At 64.8% G+C, this 17,438-nt stretch carries 20 protein-coding genes and 1 pseudogene; 7 read left to right on the top strand and 14 right to left on the bottom strand.

The features are described from left to right. Positions 1–20: 20 nt before the first annotated feature. The 7 genes and pseudogenes from G6N47_RS26115 to G6N47_RS26085 form a co-directional block, all read right to left on the bottom strand. Positions 21–1,559, bottom strand: coding sequence for a putative alpha/beta hydrolase (locus tag G6N47_RS26115; RefSeq protein ID WP_083134635.1), 1,539 nt, complete (start codon positions 1,557–1,559; stop codon positions 21–23). Positions 1,560–1,562: 3 nt separating this feature from the next. Beyond that, positions 1,563–1,877 (bottom strand): DUF2563 family protein, encoded by a 315-nt coding sequence (locus tag G6N47_RS26110; RefSeq protein WP_163659880.1) that lies wholly within the window; start codon positions 1,875–1,877, stop codon positions 1,563–1,565. Positions 1,878–1,995: 118 nt separating this feature from the next. Continuing rightward, the gene (locus G6N47_RS26105) at positions 1,996–2,685 is read right to left on the bottom strand and encodes an LppA family lipoprotein (RefSeq protein ID WP_372517545.1); all 690 of its coding nucleotides are present in this window, start codon (positions 2,683–2,685) and stop codon (positions 1,996–1,998) included. Then, positions 2,682–3,671, bottom strand: a pseudogene (locus tag G6N47_RS26100) (alpha/beta hydrolase family protein); the annotation flags it as partial. The pseudogene G6N47_RS26100 and the gene G6N47_RS26105, both read right to left, overlap by 4 nt. A gap of 487 nt (positions 3,672–4,158) precedes the next feature. Next, on the bottom strand, positions 4,159–4,515 hold the full coding sequence (locus G6N47_RS26095; protein WP_139799756.1) for a PAS domain S-box protein: 357 nt from the start codon (positions 4,513–4,515) through the stop codon (positions 4,159–4,161). A gap of 346 nt (positions 4,516–4,861) precedes the next feature. Next, positions 4,862–5,533: a hypothetical protein gene (locus tag G6N47_RS26090; RefSeq protein WP_083134631.1), complete on the bottom strand. Its 672-nt coding sequence runs from the start codon at positions 5,531–5,533 to the stop codon at positions 4,862–4,864. A gap of 493 nt (positions 5,534–6,026) precedes the next feature. Beyond that, positions 6,027–7,031 (bottom strand): hypothetical protein, encoded by a 1,005-nt coding sequence (locus G6N47_RS26085; protein WP_179966475.1) that lies wholly within the window; start codon positions 7,029–7,031, stop codon positions 6,027–6,029. A 328-nt stretch (positions 7,032–7,359) separates the two neighbouring features. Between G6N47_RS26085 and G6N47_RS26075 the strand changes: the two genes are divergently transcribed. The 4 genes from G6N47_RS26075 (at position 7,360) to G6N47_RS26060 (ending at position 11,619) form a co-directional block, all read left to right on the top strand. Then, positions 7,360–7,866 carry a hypothetical protein gene (locus tag G6N47_RS26075; RefSeq protein WP_139799755.1) on the top strand — a complete coding sequence of 169 codons (507 nt, stop codon included), beginning with the start codon at positions 7,360–7,362 and terminating at the stop codon, positions 7,864–7,866. A 1,592-nt stretch (positions 7,867–9,458) separates the two neighbouring features. Continuing rightward, positions 9,459–10,346, top strand: coding sequence for a hypothetical protein (locus tag G6N47_RS29925; protein ID WP_232080419.1), 888 nt, complete (start codon positions 9,459–9,461; stop codon positions 10,344–10,346). A gap of 54 nt (positions 10,347–10,400) precedes the next feature. After that, entirely contained in the window at positions 10,401–10,844 is a 444-nt protein-coding gene (locus tag G6N47_RS26065) for a hypothetical protein (RefSeq protein WP_139799754.1), read from the top strand. 304 nt (positions 10,845–11,148) lie between these two features. Next, a complete protein-coding gene (locus G6N47_RS26060) occupies positions 11,149–11,619 on the top strand; it encodes a DIP1984 family protein (protein ID WP_083134625.1) in 471 nt (156 codons plus the stop codon). Between the two features lie 301 nt (positions 11,620–11,920). On the opposite strand, the gene G6N47_RS26055 is transcribed toward G6N47_RS26060, so the two are convergent. From G6N47_RS26055 to G6N47_RS26040, 4 genes are all read right to left on the bottom strand, one after another. Then, entirely contained in the window at positions 11,921–12,244 is a 324-nt protein-coding gene (locus G6N47_RS26055; RefSeq protein ID WP_083134624.1) for a hypothetical protein, read from the bottom strand. A gap of 83 nt (positions 12,245–12,327) precedes the next feature. Continuing rightward, positions 12,328–13,020: a hypothetical protein gene (locus G6N47_RS26050; protein WP_083134623.1), complete on the bottom strand. Its 693-nt coding sequence runs from the start codon at positions 13,018–13,020 to the stop codon at positions 12,328–12,330. A gap of 24 nt (positions 13,021–13,044) precedes the next feature. Then, on the bottom strand, positions 13,045–13,359 hold the full coding sequence (locus G6N47_RS26045) for a hypothetical protein (protein ID WP_232080418.1): 315 nt from the start codon (positions 13,357–13,359) through the stop codon (positions 13,045–13,047). A gap of 413 nt (positions 13,360–13,772) precedes the next feature. Further along, entirely contained in the window at positions 13,773–15,092 is a 1,320-nt protein-coding gene (locus G6N47_RS26040; protein ID WP_139799753.1) for a DUF7373 family lipoprotein, read from the bottom strand. A gap of 217 nt (positions 15,093–15,309) precedes the next feature. Here G6N47_RS26040 and G6N47_RS26035 point away from each other — a divergent pair, with 217 nt between their 5' ends. After that, positions 15,310–15,678 carry an STAS domain-containing protein gene (locus G6N47_RS26035; RefSeq protein WP_372517544.1) on the top strand — a complete coding sequence of 123 codons (369 nt, stop codon included), beginning with the start codon at positions 15,310–15,312 and terminating at the stop codon, positions 15,676–15,678. Between the two features lie 113 nt (positions 15,679–15,791). Then, complete coding sequence (locus tag G6N47_RS30105) at positions 15,792–15,923, top strand: hypothetical protein (protein ID WP_264007134.1); 132 nt, start codon at positions 15,792–15,794, stop codon at positions 15,921–15,923. On the opposite strand, the gene tnpA is transcribed toward G6N47_RS30105, so the two are convergent. From tnpA to G6N47_RS26020, 3 genes are all read right to left on the bottom strand, one after another. Further along, complete coding sequence (tnpA, locus tag G6N47_RS26030) at positions 15,924–16,214, bottom strand: IS200/IS605 family transposase (protein WP_163659878.1); 291 nt, start codon at positions 16,212–16,214, stop codon at positions 15,924–15,926. It abuts the gene before it with no gap. A gap of 172 nt (positions 16,215–16,386) precedes the next feature. Then, positions 16,387–16,809 carry a HicB family toxin-antitoxin system gene (locus G6N47_RS26025; protein ID WP_232080417.1) on the bottom strand — a complete coding sequence of 141 codons (423 nt, stop codon included), beginning with the start codon at positions 16,807–16,809 and terminating at the stop codon, positions 16,387–16,389. Continuing rightward, complete coding sequence (locus tag G6N47_RS26020; protein WP_083134619.1) at positions 16,809–17,027, bottom strand: type II toxin-antitoxin system HicA family toxin; 219 nt, start codon at positions 17,025–17,027, stop codon at positions 16,809–16,811. The genes G6N47_RS26025 and G6N47_RS26020 overlap by 1 nt, the downstream gene beginning before the upstream one ends. Before the next feature lie 154 nt (positions 17,028–17,181). Between G6N47_RS26020 and G6N47_RS26015 the strand changes: the two genes are divergently transcribed. After that, complete coding sequence (locus tag G6N47_RS26015; RefSeq protein ID WP_249025622.1) at positions 17,182–17,370, top strand: prolyl oligopeptidase family serine peptidase; 189 nt, start codon at positions 17,182–17,184, stop codon at positions 17,368–17,370. Positions 17,371–17,438: the final 68 nt, after the last annotated feature.

The raw sequence follows: 17,438 nt of genomic DNA, 5'->3' as shown, positions 1-17,438 counted from the left end.
CCGGCTGGTTGTGCGTGGAGTTAATGCGCCAGCTCATCGATCAGCTCGCCGACGTGCTCGCCAACCCATTTTCCGCCGGCACTGCCGGCTGCCGCAAACAGGATGCCGCCGAGAAGCGCGCCTTCGGGCCCGGCGAATGACCCAAGTGCCGCACCGCCGACCCAGCCGCCGCCCAAGCCGCCCGCGATGGAACCGCCGGCGCCACCGAAGGTTTTTCCGGCCGGCGCGCCGTTGCTCCATTCCTGCAGCGCCGTCCACACCTCGAGTGCGTCGCCGGCACGGCTGACCCGCTTGCCGATGGTCTCCAGCGCCCGGACGTCACCTTCGCTGAACCGCACCCAGTCGTGCGCACCGGTGGGCAAGGACTTGGCCGCGCCTTCGAGGCCGGCCCCGACGGGGCCGATGCCCTTTTGGCCCATCTTGGTCAGGTCCTCCCAGCTGATGCCGCGTGAGAGACCGTCGACTGCGGCGATCGCGCCCTGGGGTGACATACCCTGCCTTTCCAGGGCACCGATAGCCTTCTGCGTGACCATGACACGGGCCTGCTCCTCGGATTGGTCCAGCATCGCCGTCGCCTGATCCGGCGTCATCGGGCCCCCACCCAGCAGGCCCTGCTCGAGTTTGCTCTGCAATTCCAGCCGGGTACGGGCGCGGCTAGCCGGATCGGTACCCAGCACCGGATCGCGCTGCGCCGCCGACCAGGGACCGTTGAGCCCGGCTTTGTTGAAGTCGTCGAGGCGCTCACCGGCCAGAAATCGCGCCTGCGGACTGGCCTTCGGGTCGTTGACCGTGGCCAAGTCGCGCAGCCGCGCCAGCGCCTGCTGCTTTTCGGGGGTCATCGGGCCGCCGCTGTTGACCAGGGCCTCGTCGGCGGCACGCCGAGTCGAGTTGTACCGGTCGGCGGCCTGCAGCGTCTGGTCACCGACGGTGGGTTTGCCGTCGGCGTCGTAGCCCTGAAGAATCATCGGGTCATAACCGTCCAGACCCCGCATCCGCGTCATCGCGTCGGTGAGCGTGCTCTCGTAGCCCTCGCGGATGGACTGCAGCTCGCCCAAGGCCTGGCGGGTGGTCGCAACGGCCGAGTTGCGCAGCGAATCGATGTTGGCCTGGTTGGCGTGGTTGGCGATGGCCACCCCGATCTGGTTGTCGATGGAGGTCAGCGCGGTGTTCAACCCGGTGATCACCGGTGCGGCGACGGCTTGCGCCTCGGCCAGCGACGCCGCGATCTGTTCCATGTCGGCACCGACGGCGGAGAGCTGAGTCTTCTGTAGGTGCATCTGGTCGGTGGCGCGCTGCACTTCGCGGGAATCGTTGATCGGGTGCTCCGGCTGCTCGTGATTCCAGGCATGCTGGAAGCGCAGCTTCGCCGAGGTGAATTGGTCATCGGTTTGCTCGGTGCACACCCCGGCCAGGTAGAAAGCCTCCGCCAGACTGGCGATCTGGCCGGGGTCGCCGCTCTGCAAACTCGCGTTGACCTGCCACGGGTCACCGCCCGCGCCGGCGACAAGTTCCCCGACACTGAGGTATCGCAGCGACGGGGGGCCTTCTGCCTTCGACACCGCCTACACCGCGTCGCGGCCGACGGATCTGATCGACGCCGCGTTTTCGTCGTCGGTGCGCACGAAGCCGGTGGCGGCCGCGTGCGCCTTGTCGCCGACGTTAGCCAGAACCGCATGGTGCTGGCGCATCAGCGCGACGTGCTCCTGGTGGTGCACGGTGAGCCGTGCGTGAAAATTTTCCGCGGCGGGGAAATCGCCGAAGATGCCGGACGGAACCGATGTGCCGGCCAGCTGGTCGGCCCCCGACGCGACATGTTTGGCGGCCCCGTGCGTCATCTTGGCGCCGGAGTGCAGCAGTTCGGGATCGACTTCTACCATCGCGGAACCTCCCCGGTCGATCATGTTTGCGGGCGGAATCAGCCTACCGCGTCGCCACTGGGGGCTAATGCGCAATTTTTCCCGGCCCCGTGGTCGGGGCCGGCGGCAGGCGTGCGGCTCAGCGGCCCGGCGGTATCGGCGGCGCGGTGGTCGAGCCGGGCGGCAGTTGCCCGGGTGGCGAATCAATCACCTTCTGCAGCAAAAAACAGTCGCCGGTGATGAACAGCGCCGCGAATTTCATCTGCATGAACCGGAACTCATAGCCCTTGCCCTGCACCCGGTATTCGCGTTTAGCCGGCTCGTCGAACAGCGAAGACTCGTCGGTCGCACCGTATTTGGCGGCCTCTTCGCGCACAATGGCCGCCGCGGTGCGGAAACCCTCCGCCGAGAAGGTGGCCCCGAATCCCACCCGTTTGGCCTCCGGTCGCCGCGCGACATCGGCGTCGAGCTTCTCGCACAGCGACCCATCCCGGTAGGCCTCCTGCGCGTAGGGATCATCGTCGAATGTCCAGGTTTGGCCCGGCACGGCGTCGCTGACCCGCTCGCCGATCACCCGGGCAGTGTCGGTGAGGCGCTCGCGCGCGGCCTCATAGGACCCCTTGGCGCGCATGCTGTCGATGAGCTGGATCTCCTGCTCGCCGTGCAGAGTCTGCGATTGATGCGGGTTGTCCAATTCCCGGTGCATGTTTCCGATTTTGTCGAACATGGCGCAGCCACCCATCAATACGGTGAACACCCCGATCACCGCCAGCGCGACGATACGCCGACCGATCGTGACGGCTCGCGGGCCTCGGTGTGGTCTCATCAGTGGTAGGGGCCGACCCGCACCGCCAGGTCGGGCCGGTTGAGCAGGATGGTCGCCAGGTTGAAACCGGTCATTTGCTGCATCGGATCATGCGGATATCCCGAATGCCCGTGGGAGCCGGTCTTGTAAATCTGCTGGCCGCCGAGGTCTACCCAGCCGGCGTCGGTGTCCAGATGGGTGAACCGGTAGCGCGGCCCGGGACCAAAAATGACCTCGTTGGGGTCTGATCCCCAGCCGTGCAGCGGCGCGAGGTTGGCGACGTAGCGGATCGGGTCATCGGGCGCCGTCATGACGAAGAAGTTGTGATCGTTCATGCCCAGCTTGGCCGGTGAGGTCGCCTCGAAGCCCGGCGAGCCGTACATCACCGCGTTGTCGACCACCGAACTAGCCCCGTCCTTCAATGCGATCCCGGATACCAGCGAGCCGTAGGAGTGGCCGAACAGTGCGGTGGTGTGGCCCGGGTTGTGCGAGGCGCTGTTCAGGTTCTGCAGGAACGACTCCAGCTTCGGCGCGCCGGCCTTCGCCAAATCGTCGAATGGCGTCTGCAGCGACCCGAGGTTGGGCGGGGGCTGATATCCCACCCACGCGATCGTCGAGACATTTTGGCTGTCGCCGGTGACACGGGCGATTTCCTGTGCCTCTCTTCGCAATCCGTAGGCCTCCCGGGTCATCGTGGCGATGCTGTGGCGGGTGGCCCCGGACACCCCGGGAACCGTCACCGACACGTGGTCGGCGTTGAACGGATCTCCGATCGCGGTAGCCGCCGGGATCATGTCGGCGGGATTGTCCGGCCTGGCCAAATAGACCAGATGTGACTCGGGGACCTTCAGCGCTTCCCGGATCCCGGCGATATCGGCCAGCCGGTCCGTCTTGACCTGCCCGTCCGGCAGCGCCCGGTACTCCTGCTCCATGCTGTCCAGCAGCGCGCGGTTGGCCTTGTCGATGGCATCGATGTCGCCCGAGGACATGTCGCCCGGAGCCGAGGGCGGGCCGGTCTTCCATCCGTTGTCGAGCGGCTGGGTGCCCGCCACGGCGCGGATCTGGTCCGCATTGGCCTTGTCCTGGGCCTGTAACTGGCGCACCGCAGCAGCCGAAATCCCCAGCAGCTCAGCACTTTTCGGCCCGACTTGGGCCGACAGCGTTGCCACCTTCGCCCCCACCGCCTCGGCCAGCGCAGTCGCCGCGGCATCGATCGGCGATCCGCCCCCTGCGGCCGGTATCGGTCCGGGCCGCGCCGCCCGGGTGAGCGCCGCAGCCACCGTCTGCGCGGTTTGCTCCACCGCACCCGAATCAACCCTGATCGGCTGCATGGTCGACGCCATGCGATGAGTCTAAGGAGCGCGGCGGCGGGCCTTGAGCGCAAAATTGCGGCGCTGCGTGCCGCGGCGACCTCTGTATTCGCCGACGACCAGTGGACCGTGGCGGGCTATTGACCGTTGCGGCACCCCCGTCGAACCTTTGGCTAGTCGGCAGGGCTTAGCGCTTCTCGTCGTGCCACAACTGCTCGGTCAGGTCGTGAAAAGCCGCCAGCGCGACGGTGTCGTCGGCGCGAATCATTGCCGACTTGCTCATGCGAGCGTGCACGATGGAGCCGTCACGGTGTGCCAGCTCGACAAGCTCATCTGCGTAAGCACGCATCGTCACTACCGGCTCATCAAGGGGGAGATTGCGGAAAATGCTCTGGAACGTGAGGTGGACAATCGTTTGTTGGGTGTGACCCAACATGGCGGCAAACGCCGGATTGGCGAACAAGATTGCGCCGTCCGGGCCGATGGCCAGCAGCGGAATGGGCATCCGCTCAAGTATCACCAGGGCGGGTAATTCGCGGAGCATGTCAGCAGGCGACTCGCCGGCACACCTGGGGCGCCTGCGCTCGACCTGCGGATAATCGCCTCGGTTGCCCGACGGGTGACATACATCGTGCATTGGATCTCCCCAGCCGAAAGTTGCGTCACGACTCGCGCCTGCGCCCCGGTGGTTAGCGGCCCAGCGGCGTTGCGCGCTCCGGGGCGGGATCGGCGGCCAGGGAAACGGAGGGCCTACCCGTTGGTAACAAGATAAGGCATAAAGCATCGGCGCGCCTTGTCAGAATTTCCAACGGTCGGCACTGTTGCGTCGTGCTGTTACCCAAGAGGTGGGGTGGGGCTGTCGGAGACGATGTGGACGGGTACGTCCTGGGTCAGTCCCACCCCGCAAGCGGTGCAGGACCGTCGTTGCCGAGAGTGAAGAGACCCGCGGTCAGTGGCTTAGCGGCGCGGCGGAATTCCTCGTCGATGACATCCGTCATAGCGGTGGTGGTCTCGGTGCCAAACAGAAAAAGTAATTCTCGGTGCGGGGCTGCCGCGACAATCTCATCGCCAAGCAATGTGCTCATGCGATCACGCAGACCTGATGCCACCAAAGTGGTTGCAGCAAGCCAATGTCCACTGATAACTACTGCGGGAGCTCCTGCCGGCCCGCGCTCGAAGAATTCCAAGGTGATCTGCCGATTTGACAGCGCCAAAGAAAGATTGCGGTCTGCGTGGGTGTACGCGGTGACCAAATCAATGCCCGCGGCTTTGAGGTCCGCGGCCCCGATTGCACCGACAACCTGGGCGGAGGGTGGTCCCATCGGCGAGACCAGCGCCACCGACAAGCCGTGACCAATCCGCCGTTGGGCCTGCGCCGGGGTGGACAGCACGTCGGGGTATTCATCGGTCACCAGATACGGATAAACCTTGTCGGACAGCGATCCGGGAGCCGAAGACTGCCGACGGCGCCGCCAAAGACGGCCCCCTTCCGGGCCTTGAGCCATCTGCCGATCGTAGTCAGCAGCTGCACCGATGGCTGATGTCGCGATCGGGGCGGGCACCCTGGCGGGCGCCGAGCGTAGTAGGTGCCCGGCCCCGCGCCTGCCCGCAGAGAGGAATAAGAAACGGGTGGCGCAGGGCCGTGGCTGGCCGGCCCCGGCGCACCTGTAAAGGAGTGGAAACAGGTTGCCCCGGGGCCGGTGGTCTGGGAGGCCAAACTCGTCGCTATGTCCGCGTCGGCGCAGCTGTCACGACTGAGCGTTGGTATCTCTAGGTTGGCATACAGGTTTGCCCGAAACGGCTCTTCTCATTGAATTCTTATGGGGCGGGAATGGCCCGACGTGCCAAACCTGCTCGTTCTGGCTGTCGGGGGTGCGGCCGTCGACATCGTCTCGCCGCCAGGCGATTCCACTTCCGTCGACGGGGAGCCGGGTTTGCCGCCGGCGCCGTCGCTCGTCGGAGACCGCGTCTTGGCGGGCTACGCGGCGATACGTCCAAGGCCTCGCCGGCAGCACGCGCAGCAATCTTGGGTAATCTGCTGGCCGCATGCGGCGGCTAATAAATCCTTGTGGCAAACGCCGCGGCACACATCGGCATCAGTGACGCCAACACGACGGCGTTCGGAACCCTGGTGTCCAGCCCGGTGACGAGGCGTGTCTTGCGCTTTTCTCCGGACTGCGCCCAGATCCGTGCCTGGCCGTGGTTCGTCGATACATTGACACCCTGGAAGGGGTTGACCTCGACGTGATAGAAGTCGGACCAGGGATACGTCGTCGTGCGGAACGTTCTACCAGTGAATCCGCTCGGGGACAGGGTGACAAAGCAGCGCCCGTCCTTGACCGAGTATTCCGCTCCGGCACGTATCGACGCGAAGATCCTCTGCGAAATCCGGGGCTCGATGGTCCTTCGGGAAATATCGACCAGGCCTCGCCAGGCTATCTCGTTCTCGGGCACATCTCTGAGCAGCTTGTTGTTAAACTCGAGCGTGGCGGTGTATCCCCGGAAGTCCGTAACCGTAAATCCCCGATAAACATATGACGGCCCTTTATCAAGCATGGTTGCGGTAGGGAAATGAAGCGTTGTCCGGTGCCAATAACTGACTCCGGCGATGTCATTGAGCGCGATCCATTTGCCCTCGATGACCAGGTAATCGCTGGTGAGCCCGATCTGCCATTGCCGTGCGTCCCAAAACCTGGTGACGAACCCCTCCGATCCCGGATACCAAGGCATGGTCGGTACTCTTTCACGCTGCAATCCCTTGTGTGCAGCGAAGGGTTCGCGACGGCGTCCCATTTGCCGCGATGGGCAGCAACCCGCCGCGGCCAGAATCGCGACCAAGGCTCGACTGCGAACCATCGCGCTTGACCACCGGCTGTTCGGCACCAACACGCGACTGGACGATCGCGCCCCGATCGAAGTGCTCGGTTCCGTCACCGACACCGCCCCGAAAGTGGCCCACGTTCGGCGAGCAGCCGAGGGCCGCGACCACAAGCTCGTGATGCGGTCGTCGAGCCGGACCAGCCAGTCAGTGACGTAGTCGACGTTGGCCGTCCAGCCCACGGCCACCGCTCTACAACCGAGATGTTGTAAACCGCTGTCGTTTTAGTCGGAGGCTCAGGTAGGTCCATTCGGTTACGACGGCGGCGGAATCAAATGCTTCCGCGCTGGTGCAGTGGCCAGTCCTGCGTTACCGCCCGGAATTGGTGCACTTCCATGCAACAACACCCTTTAAGCTGGGCTAATGAGCACGGGTGGGATCCCACAAGGCAATTTGCCCAACGGCGGCGCCGCTGCCCCGCTGGGGTCCGGCCCGCCGATGCCTGCCCCGCCTCCGCTCTACGGGGCGGACCCGCGCTATCCCCCTGGTCGTCGCCCGATCCACGGAGTCTTGACCGCTGTCGCGATCCTGATGGCAACTGCCGCACTGGTGGTTGCGGTGATAAGCCTTGTCACTAAGCATGAGCCGGACGCGGCGCCAGGCAAGCCGTCGACCTCTGTGAGCCCTACATCGTCCGCAGCGACCAACACAGAAGCCGCTGACCGGGCATTATGCGAAGCGATTAGCCCATTGATGAAAGAAAGCATCGATATCGGTAAGAGTTTTGTAAACCTCGGCCATAGCGGCACACCTGAGCGGGACGCGGGTGTCCCGGGATTCCAGGCGGCAGTGGAGAATTGGGCCGGTCGCATCCAGCCAGTAGCGGACGCCCATGCTGATCCGCCGCGGTTCCTGACACGGACACTTCAACGCTACATCGATGACTTTCGGCTCTACGCGGCAAATTTTCGGCCCGGGCCAGCAACCGACGCTGACAACGCCGCATGGAACGACGGAACCGTCGCGCTAGGTGGCCCGATGGCCGTCTGCGGCCAGCTAGGGGTGCGATGGTGGTAGCTGTTGGCGCGCCTTCGACAATGCCTTCGCGGCCGTATTCATCGGCGATCTTGGGTGGGCTGTGGCCGACGACTGACCCTGATGCTTGGTCTGATGCAGGGGAGGGCTTGCAGCACAAGGCCAATGAACTAGAAGACGACGCCGCGACGATCAGGCGGTCCGCGGAAGGCCTCTACACAGACGGATCCGGCGAGATGATCGACGGGATGCATGGCGCGTGCATCCGCCAGTCGCACACTGTGATGGACATGCACGACTCGTACGCCTCGATGGCTAAGTCCGTCAACGAGACCGCGCGGGTGATCTACAGCACCCGCAGCGCCCTGGATGCGATTGATGAGAAGGCGAACGAGGAGATCAAGCGCCTCAAAGAGGCCAACAAAGGGCGCGGTCTGAGCGCGGCGGGTATGAGCATGCTGCTCAACGCCATCGCAGAAATCGTGGCCCAAGCGCGCGCCGAAGCCCAAGCGAAAGCTGCCACCGCCGCGGGCGAAATCGCAAAGTGCAGCGCACAAATCGGTGGCGGCGCCGGGAATGGCCAGGGGGCGGCGAACAACGGGGCTGGCTCAGATGACCCACCCGTCGATCCGGAACTGCAAGCAATGGTCAACGCCCAGGCCGGTCCCGGCGGCGGTCGTGGAATCGGGAATATGCCGCGAGGTCGCCTGGGGGAAATTCCGCAAACCCCACCAGACGGGCCACTGCCAGCTAGTCCCGGCAGTAGTAGGGGTGGACAAGAGCCAAGCGTGTACGGCCAAGACCCAATGAGCAACAGAGGCGGACAAGAGCCAAGCGTGAACGGCACGAATCCGAGTGAAGTGCCGGGGGGTCGGGAGTCCAACGTTCGGCCTGGGTCCACGCGTGGCGGCCAAGAGCCTGGTATTCCCTCGGTGCCGCAGATGCCACAACTACCAACGCCCGGTGGTGCCGGTGGTGGCGGTGGCGGTGGTAGTCCGATGGGTGGTCTCGGCGGCCTGGGGAAGCTGTCGGGCGGAATGCCTGGAGGGCTTGGATCGGGAGCAACACCACCGCTGAATGCGGGCGGCTTGCCGAACGCATCTGGTTTGACGCCGCCCGCGACACCGGGTATGCCGTCGGCGACGCCCGCCGATTTCTCTCGGGGATTTGATGCCGGGCTGGGTGCCGCGGGCGGCGCGGGACCGTCTGCGGCGTCGGCGCTTCCGCCTCCGGTGTCGTCGGCTCCACCTCCGGTGGCCTCCACGGCTGGCGCGGCGGGGGCTCCGCCGCCGGTGACGCCTGCGGCTGGTCCACCGACGGCGGCTGCCCCGCCTGCAGCGGCACCCGTGTCTACGCCCACGCCCACTGGAGGCGGCGGTATGGGCGGTGCGATGATTCCGCCGGCGGTTGGCGGTGGCGGCCCGTTGCCGCCGCTGGGCTCGGATGTGCCTGCGCGCCAGGTGGTTTCGCCAGCGGCTGGTCCACCACCACCGGCTGCAGGCCCGCCTCCTTCGGCGCCTGCGACTCCGGCGGCTGCACCTGCCGCCCCGCTGCCGCCGGGCGTGGTGGCTTCAGGCGTGGGTGCCACCGCAGCCGGGGCGGGCGTGGGTTTGCGATCCAACGCGCCGGATCCGTTGTTGGAGGAGGCTTCTAGCCTCGTGTATGAGTTGATGCACGCATCCCGTGTGTACGGATGCATCGACTGGTGTGTCGGTGTGTTCAAGACTCCTTCGGGCACCCAGAAGGTGATCGTGAGCAACGAAGGAGTCGGCTACATCCCGCCCGGGGTGTTCGTTCCGCGCTCAGCTCAGATGCTGTTCTCAGATGCCGGACTTCCCAGCTCTTTCCGGGCGCGCTGGTTCGCGTGGGTGAATCCGGCGCAGACGATGCTGGCGTACGCGGAGCTGTGCGCCGAAAGCAATCCCAACATCGAGCTATATGCGCTGGCGGTGTCGACGGATCATGGCGGGTCGGCGATCCCCGCGCGTGAGGCGGGTATCCGCCATTACGAGGATTGCTCATTAGCCGTTTCGCCGATTGACGCCGATTCCTCACCGCCGTCGTTGGATGAATCCCGGATGCATCGGCTGGAGACGCTGGATCGTGCTGAGTACGTGCGCCTTACGAGCGTGAGCCGTCCGGATCGATCAATGGTGTGGCCATTGACCGAATCGGTGGTGCGTTCGGTGCTGGTGCGCGCATCCGGTCTACTGGGTCTGTCGGTGCCGCCGGTGATCAGACAAGTTGCGACAGCACTGAGCGAGAGCCAGCCGATCACCGATGAGCAGTGGGACGAATTGGAAGTCGCCGGCCGCGACGCAACATTCGACAGCGCCAGTCAACGGCCCGGAAGGGTGAACAACGATATGGCTTCACCGTACGCGCGGGCCTATTACAGCCTGGCCCGCGCGGCGGAGCTATTGCTGATGTGGCGTGGCTCGGAACCGGAGTACGCTGAAATCGCCTATGTAGCAAGGCAGATCAGTGTCGAAGCGCAGTTGTGGCCCAGTGGGGCAGAGTAGGAGCGTCCGAGATTGGCTAAGCCGATTGACATACCCGCGGCACACGTTATGCAGGTGGCTAGGCAGGTAGGGGCATCGCTGGCCCGCGCGGCCCAGCCTGGGCCGGTGCCGACCGCCGGCGCAGGCTCGCCCGTCGATGGCGCCGCCGCAGGTGTAGCGGCTGCGGTGTCCACGAACGTGGCCGCCGCGTCAGCGGATCTGGCGCCGAAAAGCGCGCAGATTGAGGCGACAGCGCAGGCCGCGGTGGCCGCGATGAAGGCCAAGGATGCAGAAAATGCATCGCGGATCCAGGCGGTACCGGCGGATTTGCAGGAGCACACATCGGATGCGGGTGGTCGCGGTGTTGCGACGATGTCGTCGGCCGGCTGGGAAGACGATGACTGGGAAAACTTCAGCGAGGGCAGCTTCGAGCCCAAGCCCGTTGGCCCGTCGGGCGCCGGACCCGGACCTAACGTCGGCCCGGGAATACCGCCGTCGCTGATTCATCGACCCCGCTGACGCCATGCGTATCCTGTCCACACGGGTTGTCGGGGACAATCGTAGTAAGGCCAGAAGCGAATAAGCCTGCTATGCAAGGCATCCAAACTTGTTTCTTGCTGGGCCAGATTCTGCTGTCCACCATCAGACCCTGAGCCTCTTCTATCGCGCGCTGCGCCGTCTGAGCGCCGACTAATAGACCCTGGCGGCTGAATTTGGTGCGGCTGGGGTGGATCGACCTCGGTTACGATCGTATCGACTGCGCCCGTGGTGCGCGGGCGGTTTCGAGGAGGCAGGACATGATGTTTGCGATGGTGCGGGGGCGGTGAAACTCGCGGAGGCATTAGCTATGCGGGCAGATTCGGTGCGCCGGATCGAGCAGCTGCGCAGTCGCATCGTGGCCAATGCGCGTTTTCAGGAGGGCGAGGACCCTGCCGAGGACGCCGCAGCTTTGCTGGTCGAGGCCAACGAGGTGCTCGATGTGTACGAAACGCTCATCCGGCGGATCAATCGCACCAACGCTGCCACTGCTATCGGTGCGGACGGCACCCTGACCGACGCCCTGGCCCGCCGGGATGCGTTGCGGCTGCGTCACTCTGTGGTAACGGCTGCGGCAGACGCGGCGGTCGGAAATAACCAGCCCGGGTATGCGCGCCAACTGCGGTCCGAGCTGAAGATGCTTCCCGCCTTGCCGGTGTCCGAGTTACGCGCCCGCGCCGACGAGCTCGCCCGCGAGTGGCGCGACCTCGACGTGCGAATCCAGCGCGCCAACTGGGAGGTAGAGCTGCTGGACTGACCGACAGAGTTGTGCAGGTAGTTGTCGCGGAGGCGTGCACAAAGCCCCCGGCGGGGTAAAACGCCGGTCTCTGGCGCGCGAAGGGCAGCGCAGGGGTTCGACTCCCTTTTTCACAGTGCAGCCCAGCACCGCGCACAGGTGAGCGAGCACGGCACACAGCACACCACCACGTGCAGATTCGCGACGACGAGGGTGGGCACGGGGCACACGTATCTACTTGTTTCCGAACAACTTTCAGCCGCCGCGATCGATAGCTGAGCCTCCGCGGCCGACGGGAGCGCTCGGGGTCCGGGAGCCCCGATCATGTCGGCCAGAATGGAATCATCTGCGGAGTCGTCGCGGCAATCCCGATGCACACAAAGACGAGCGTGGCGAACGTTCCCACCCAGAACGCCAACCGGTGTCGCTCGGCCCACGCGGGAGCCCTACAGGGGCGAGAAGCCGTGAGCGCTGCCGTGGTGCCGGCAATGAGCAGCGCGACAAACGGCGCAGCGCCCATTGCTGCGAACAAAAGGAACGGGATCAAGACGTACATTGTCGCTACCCACAGCAAAAGTCCGACCATGACGCCGAACGCAGTCATGGTGGCGGTCGCGACCGACCTCTTGACGAAAGCCGAGTTCATACGTTGGCGCTCACCCGTTTCCGGCTCATGTCACGATTATGCTGCTGGCGGTGTGGACGCAACCACGCTCATTTGCGGCGACTTCAGGCATCGGGGTAGCCGAGTGCGCGGCGGACGAGCAGGACGCTGTAGAGCTCCGGGTCGGTCGGGCTGCCGGACAGGGTGAGGTAGCGGCCATCGTCGGCCTCAGTGACGGTGATCTGCTCACCGAGCATCATTGTGTCCAATGTGGTGGCGTCGCGGATATAGGTGAGCCAGCCGACTCGCACCTGGGGCGGTTTGTGGCGCTGCTCCTTCAAAGTGGTGTCGCCGACAACCGCCAAATGCTCTGGGCGCCAGGCACGAACGAGTGCGATCAGGTAAGTGCGCGCCTGGTCGGGCTGGGTATCGGCGTCGAGCTCCATTAGCAGATGGTTCATCGGGCGGGCGCTTTCGACGAAGCCGGCGCGCGCGTAATACTGGAAGTAGCGAGGGCTGGTTTCGGGCCGCTCGCCAAGCACTTCTCGGGTGAACTCGATGTAGTGGCCTGGCGCCGTGCGGGGCCCTTCGTTGACGCGTTCGGTTTCGGCGACGATGGCCGCCTCGATGGCTTCGGGGTCGGCGTCGTTGATGGGCACCAAAACTCGGCGTTGGCGATCTTCACCGGAAACCCAAACGCCCCACGGCCCGTACGTGTCGGGTTGAGACGGCATCAGCTGCCACGACAGCTGCACACGCTCCGCGCACGAGCGTGGGGTCTCTGCCCGATCGCCCCAGCCGCCGATCAGCTTCAGCACACCGTTTGTCCTATCATGTTCGTCTTAACTTGCGGGTGGGACCACGACGACGTTGATCAGATCGCCGTAACCGCGTTGCTCGATAATGGCTTCTATGGCCGCTGCCACCCGCGGCTCGGCAACTCGCCACTCCACTGGGATGCCTCCGGCGGCTACAGCCGCCTCGTATTGGCGGTCCAGCTGGGACGGGATCGACTGTGCCAGACCGAAGGTCGGGTTAAAGGGGCCTTGGCGTCTTCTTTGGGTAGGAACCGCCTGGCCGTCGATCAGCGGTGGGGCGACGATGACGTGTCCGAATGAGTTGACCGCGGCCGTGGCCGAGGAGTGGTATGTCGTCATTGTCCGGACTGCTTTGGCCTGTAGCCGGGCTCCAGCCCCGCCGCTCAACGACATGCAGGCCGGGGCCCGCCGTGCAGTTGGCCACCGTGATGCACGATGCTTTGGTCGCCTCGGGTCTTCCTGACTCCAATTACGTTGGCGCGCAGGGACTGCATGGACAGGCCGACCTCGCAGGGGCTGAACCTGGCTCAACTCTGCAATCCTGGCGGAGCTCTGCAACATGAAACGCCTGGCGAGTCGGTACTGATGGAAAGTGGCGACGGCCGCGCGAAGTATGCCGCTGCCGCAACGCAGGGAAACGTCAGCTATCTGAGCGCCAGAGGTCCCGCACGCCAGCGCACCGCACAGCGTAAGATCGCCTTCGTAGTAGGCCGAGAAAGGTCCGGGCTCCAACGCGATCGGGCTCGTCAGCGCTACTTGCCAGCCAGGACCCTGTATTGGGCCGAGATCTGCTGCTTGGCGTCCTTCTCGTCGCCGGAGAAGGAGATGAATGCGTAGCGGTCTGTCTGAGCGATGCACTTGAAATGCCACAGCGCCTGCCTGAGCGTCATAGCCGTGCGCGCAACCGGCAGCGGTATCGGCTTCGTCCGCTCGAAACAGGTGGCGCCAGGAAAACCTGGGACCCCAGTCTGGGTGGGCTTGACGTCGGGCAAAGCACGGGTGTCGGCAAGGAACCGGTCTACCAGACGGGCTGATCCCGCGGAGTTACGAGCCTGATACACCCGTGTCGAGCGCTGCACCACCCAGTCGACACCGGCATCCTGGAACAGGGTGGCGGCTTCGACGGGATTGTCTTCAAAGTGCAGCCACGAATTCGGTTGCCACACACCGGCGCTGAACGGCTCGCCGCCGTCGGGAGCCGGGATCGTGCGCGCCCAGAGGCGCCCGGTCGGGTCCAGTGGCAGATCAGCCATTTCCTCGCGGTCGGTGGGCGGGAAGCGGTCGATCAGGCGGGCCTGTTCTTTCAAAACGTCGATGATCGCATCGCAGCCGGGATTGGTGGTCATCGCAATCACGAACTGGTACAACACATATAGCCCGTGGTTGGTGAAACTGCGGATGGCGATCCGCCCCCCGGCAGAAGCCGATGCGGCAAAGTCGGGTTTGACCGGTTCGGAGTCATATCCCGTGCACGCGCCGGTTTGCCACGAATCGAATGGTTCGGTGGAGGTAGTCGGCCTGGGAAAGTTCCAGGTCATCTTCAGCAGCGCGGGCGGCGGATTGACGGCCACCATTTCGCGGGCGGCCGCGGCCGCGGCGTCGGCGTCGGCAAACCGCATCACCACGTTGTACAACTTCTGGACCTCACCGGTGCCCGCGCGGCCGCTTTCGAATCCCGCGATGAACGAGTGGGCTTTGGCGATGTCGCCGAACGCATTCCCCCACGAGATGGGTGTGAAAGGCAAGCTCAACGTCATCATCACTTTGGCGGTATCCGGTATGGGCGCGGTGGCGTAGAAATCGAGGTCGCGCAGTGACGCCTCGACCTGCCACGGCCCGACCACGTAGCCGGCCATCCGCCGTGCCTCGGCAGCGGCGGCCTGCGGATCGTCGGCTGCACTGCCGATCGGCGGGCCCGCCGTGGTCGGATAGCTTCCGGTGTCCATCTGTGCGACGCTCGCGTCGCCCGCGCCGCCGGGCGCCTTCACCGCGGTGCCGGTCGCGATTTCGGTACAGCCCGCTGCCACCGCAGCACACACCATTGCCAGTGCGCTCAACGCCCGAGCTGTCATCCGCTCAATCATGCCTGCAGTTTGAGTCTTTCAGTCCGGCGCCGTCGTGGCGGTTCAGGCAATCCTAAGTCCGCTCGAAACGGGCGGCCGGCACCGATTGCCGGTCAGCTCCGCCGAAATCGGCCCCAAGAGCAGATGGGCGATCTGCAGTCGCGCGGTGCCGGCCGGTCTAAGCTCAGGCCAGATATAGGGGAGGACTAAGGGTTGACCAGTGTTGGTGGAGGATCCGATCAGCTACTCCGTTGAGCATCTTGGCGGTGTCACGGTGCTCGCGGTCGGCGGCGAAATCGACCGAGCCAGCGCGCCGATGCTCAAAAGGGCGGTGGAAGCCGTTTTGGCCGAGCACCCATGCGCGCTTGTGATCGACTTGTCGCAGGTCCGATTTCTGGCCTCAGCGGGACTGCAGGTTCTCGTGGACGCGCGCGAGAAGATGGATGGATCAGTTCGCTTCGCCGTGGCGGCGCAAGGCGCGATGACCAGTCGGATTATCCGGCTGGTCCAGCTCGACGAGTTCCTGTCACTGCACGACACCCTTGGGGACGCGTTGCTGGCAGTGAAGGGTGCCGACGCAACCGAGACGACGTAGCTGGCGGGCCCGCCGGGCATGAAGGGCTGTCAACTGTTGCGTTCTGAGTGGTCGTCAGTTGTCGGTGGGGTGCTGTAGGAACGGGTGTATGAGTCTGGCGGTGTGATCGCGGCGTGTATGTCTACGCCTTCGCCTACGACGACCGCAGCCAGCTCTACCTGCAAGACACCGGCGGCGACGAGAACTGGCGGCTGTATGTGCTCGATCTGAAATCGGGAAAATCCCGGGCTGTCACGCCTCCGTAGCTACGGAAACTCGTGCCGCAGCACCCTTGCGGTGTGGCCCTTGAACGCACGCACCACCGACGCTGGCGCGTCAGCCGGGCCGACCCGCACCAACAGGTCCACGTGATCGGGCATCACGTCTTTGGCCACGATCTGCCAGCCGTGCTCGTCGGCGATCCCCACCAGCAGTTCCCCGCAGCGGGCCGCTACCCGGCCACCCAAAATCGCGCGCCGATACTTCAGAGACCACACCAGATGCAGCCCCAGCGACCACACCCCACCCGGAGTACGGCGAAACCGGCGCTGCGACACACCACGCACGTTATGCAACGACACCGACAACTACCGGATGCGACGCTGTTCGTCTGACCGGATTCCCCCAACGGCTAAAGCCGCCGGTCCCCTCCGGCCGCAACTGATGGTCAACGGCTGGAAATTCCCGAGCCTTGGTCTAGTGCGCTGGTTGTGTGTGACACGCCGGCTGCTATCGAGTAGCGGATATCAGCTGTTGTGCGCGTTGGAATGACATCTCGAGTACCTCGCCGACATCGCGGACCGCGACGCCGTGCGCGGCGAGGTCGCGAGCGAGCTCTTTGGCTTCGGCTTGGGCGATTGCCGCGTAGCGGTCGGCCAGTTCTCGGTCGTGGCGCATTTTGTTGGCGCGTGCGGTGACGTCGATTCCGTCGACTTCGATGGTGATGTTCAGGGCGACTTCGGAGGGTGCTTTGTCGGTGACTGTGCAGATGAAGTCGCGGGCCTGGGCAGGTACTTCGGAGAGTCGGCGCGCTTGGGTGGTATCGCTGAGGTTGATCGAACCGTCCGGCGTGACGTACCGGCGGAGTTCGGGAACGGTGATCATCCACCATTTGCCGTCGCGGGTGACGTTGACCTGGTAGGTGTGCATCATCATCCCTCCTTCTTGCAGTTGGTATCGCATTCGTTGATCGCAGTGTCGATTTGGCGGCGTACGCCTGGGCTGATAGTTCGGTGGCCGGTGTCCACTGAGACGCTGTAGCGGCCGTGCTTGCAGGTCCAGATGGTGTGGCTGCCTTTTCCGTCGCGTTTGGTGAAGCCAGCCTTTTTGAGCTGCTTGACGACCTCTCGAGTGGGCGCCGGTGCGATCATAAGTGTAGTCTAGCGCGCTAGACAATTTCTAGTCTAGAGGTGTAGACAAAAATTTAGCAACTCAGCTGCGGTATCTGATCGAGTGCAGGACGCGGGCCCGCGGATCCTCGGCCTGCTAGTCGTATACATGGACGTTGACTGTGGTCGGGCCTTGGTGGCGGCCCTGACCGATAAGGGGATCGCGCACCAATACCCGCAGTTTCCCGACGAGGGACACGGACTGGCCAGGCCGCAGAACCGGGAGAAGTTCTACGCCGCGGCTGAGGCGTTCCTGGCCGAGCACCTCGGCGGGCGCAGCGAAGACAGCCCCCGGCCCGACTTCGCCGCGGAGCCGAGCGGCTAGCTCAGTGCGCTCGGCCCATAGGTGACGGGGCGTCGATGTGGCGATGTCGGGGGGCCCGAATTTGGTGC

The sequence above is a fragment of the Mycobacterium branderi genome (assembly GCF_010728725.1).
In the GTDB taxonomy this organism is placed as follows: domain Bacteria; phylum Actinomycetota; class Actinomycetes; order Mycobacteriales; family Mycobacteriaceae; genus Mycobacterium; species Mycobacterium branderi.
This window is presented reverse-complemented; position numbering and strand designations above follow the sequence as displayed.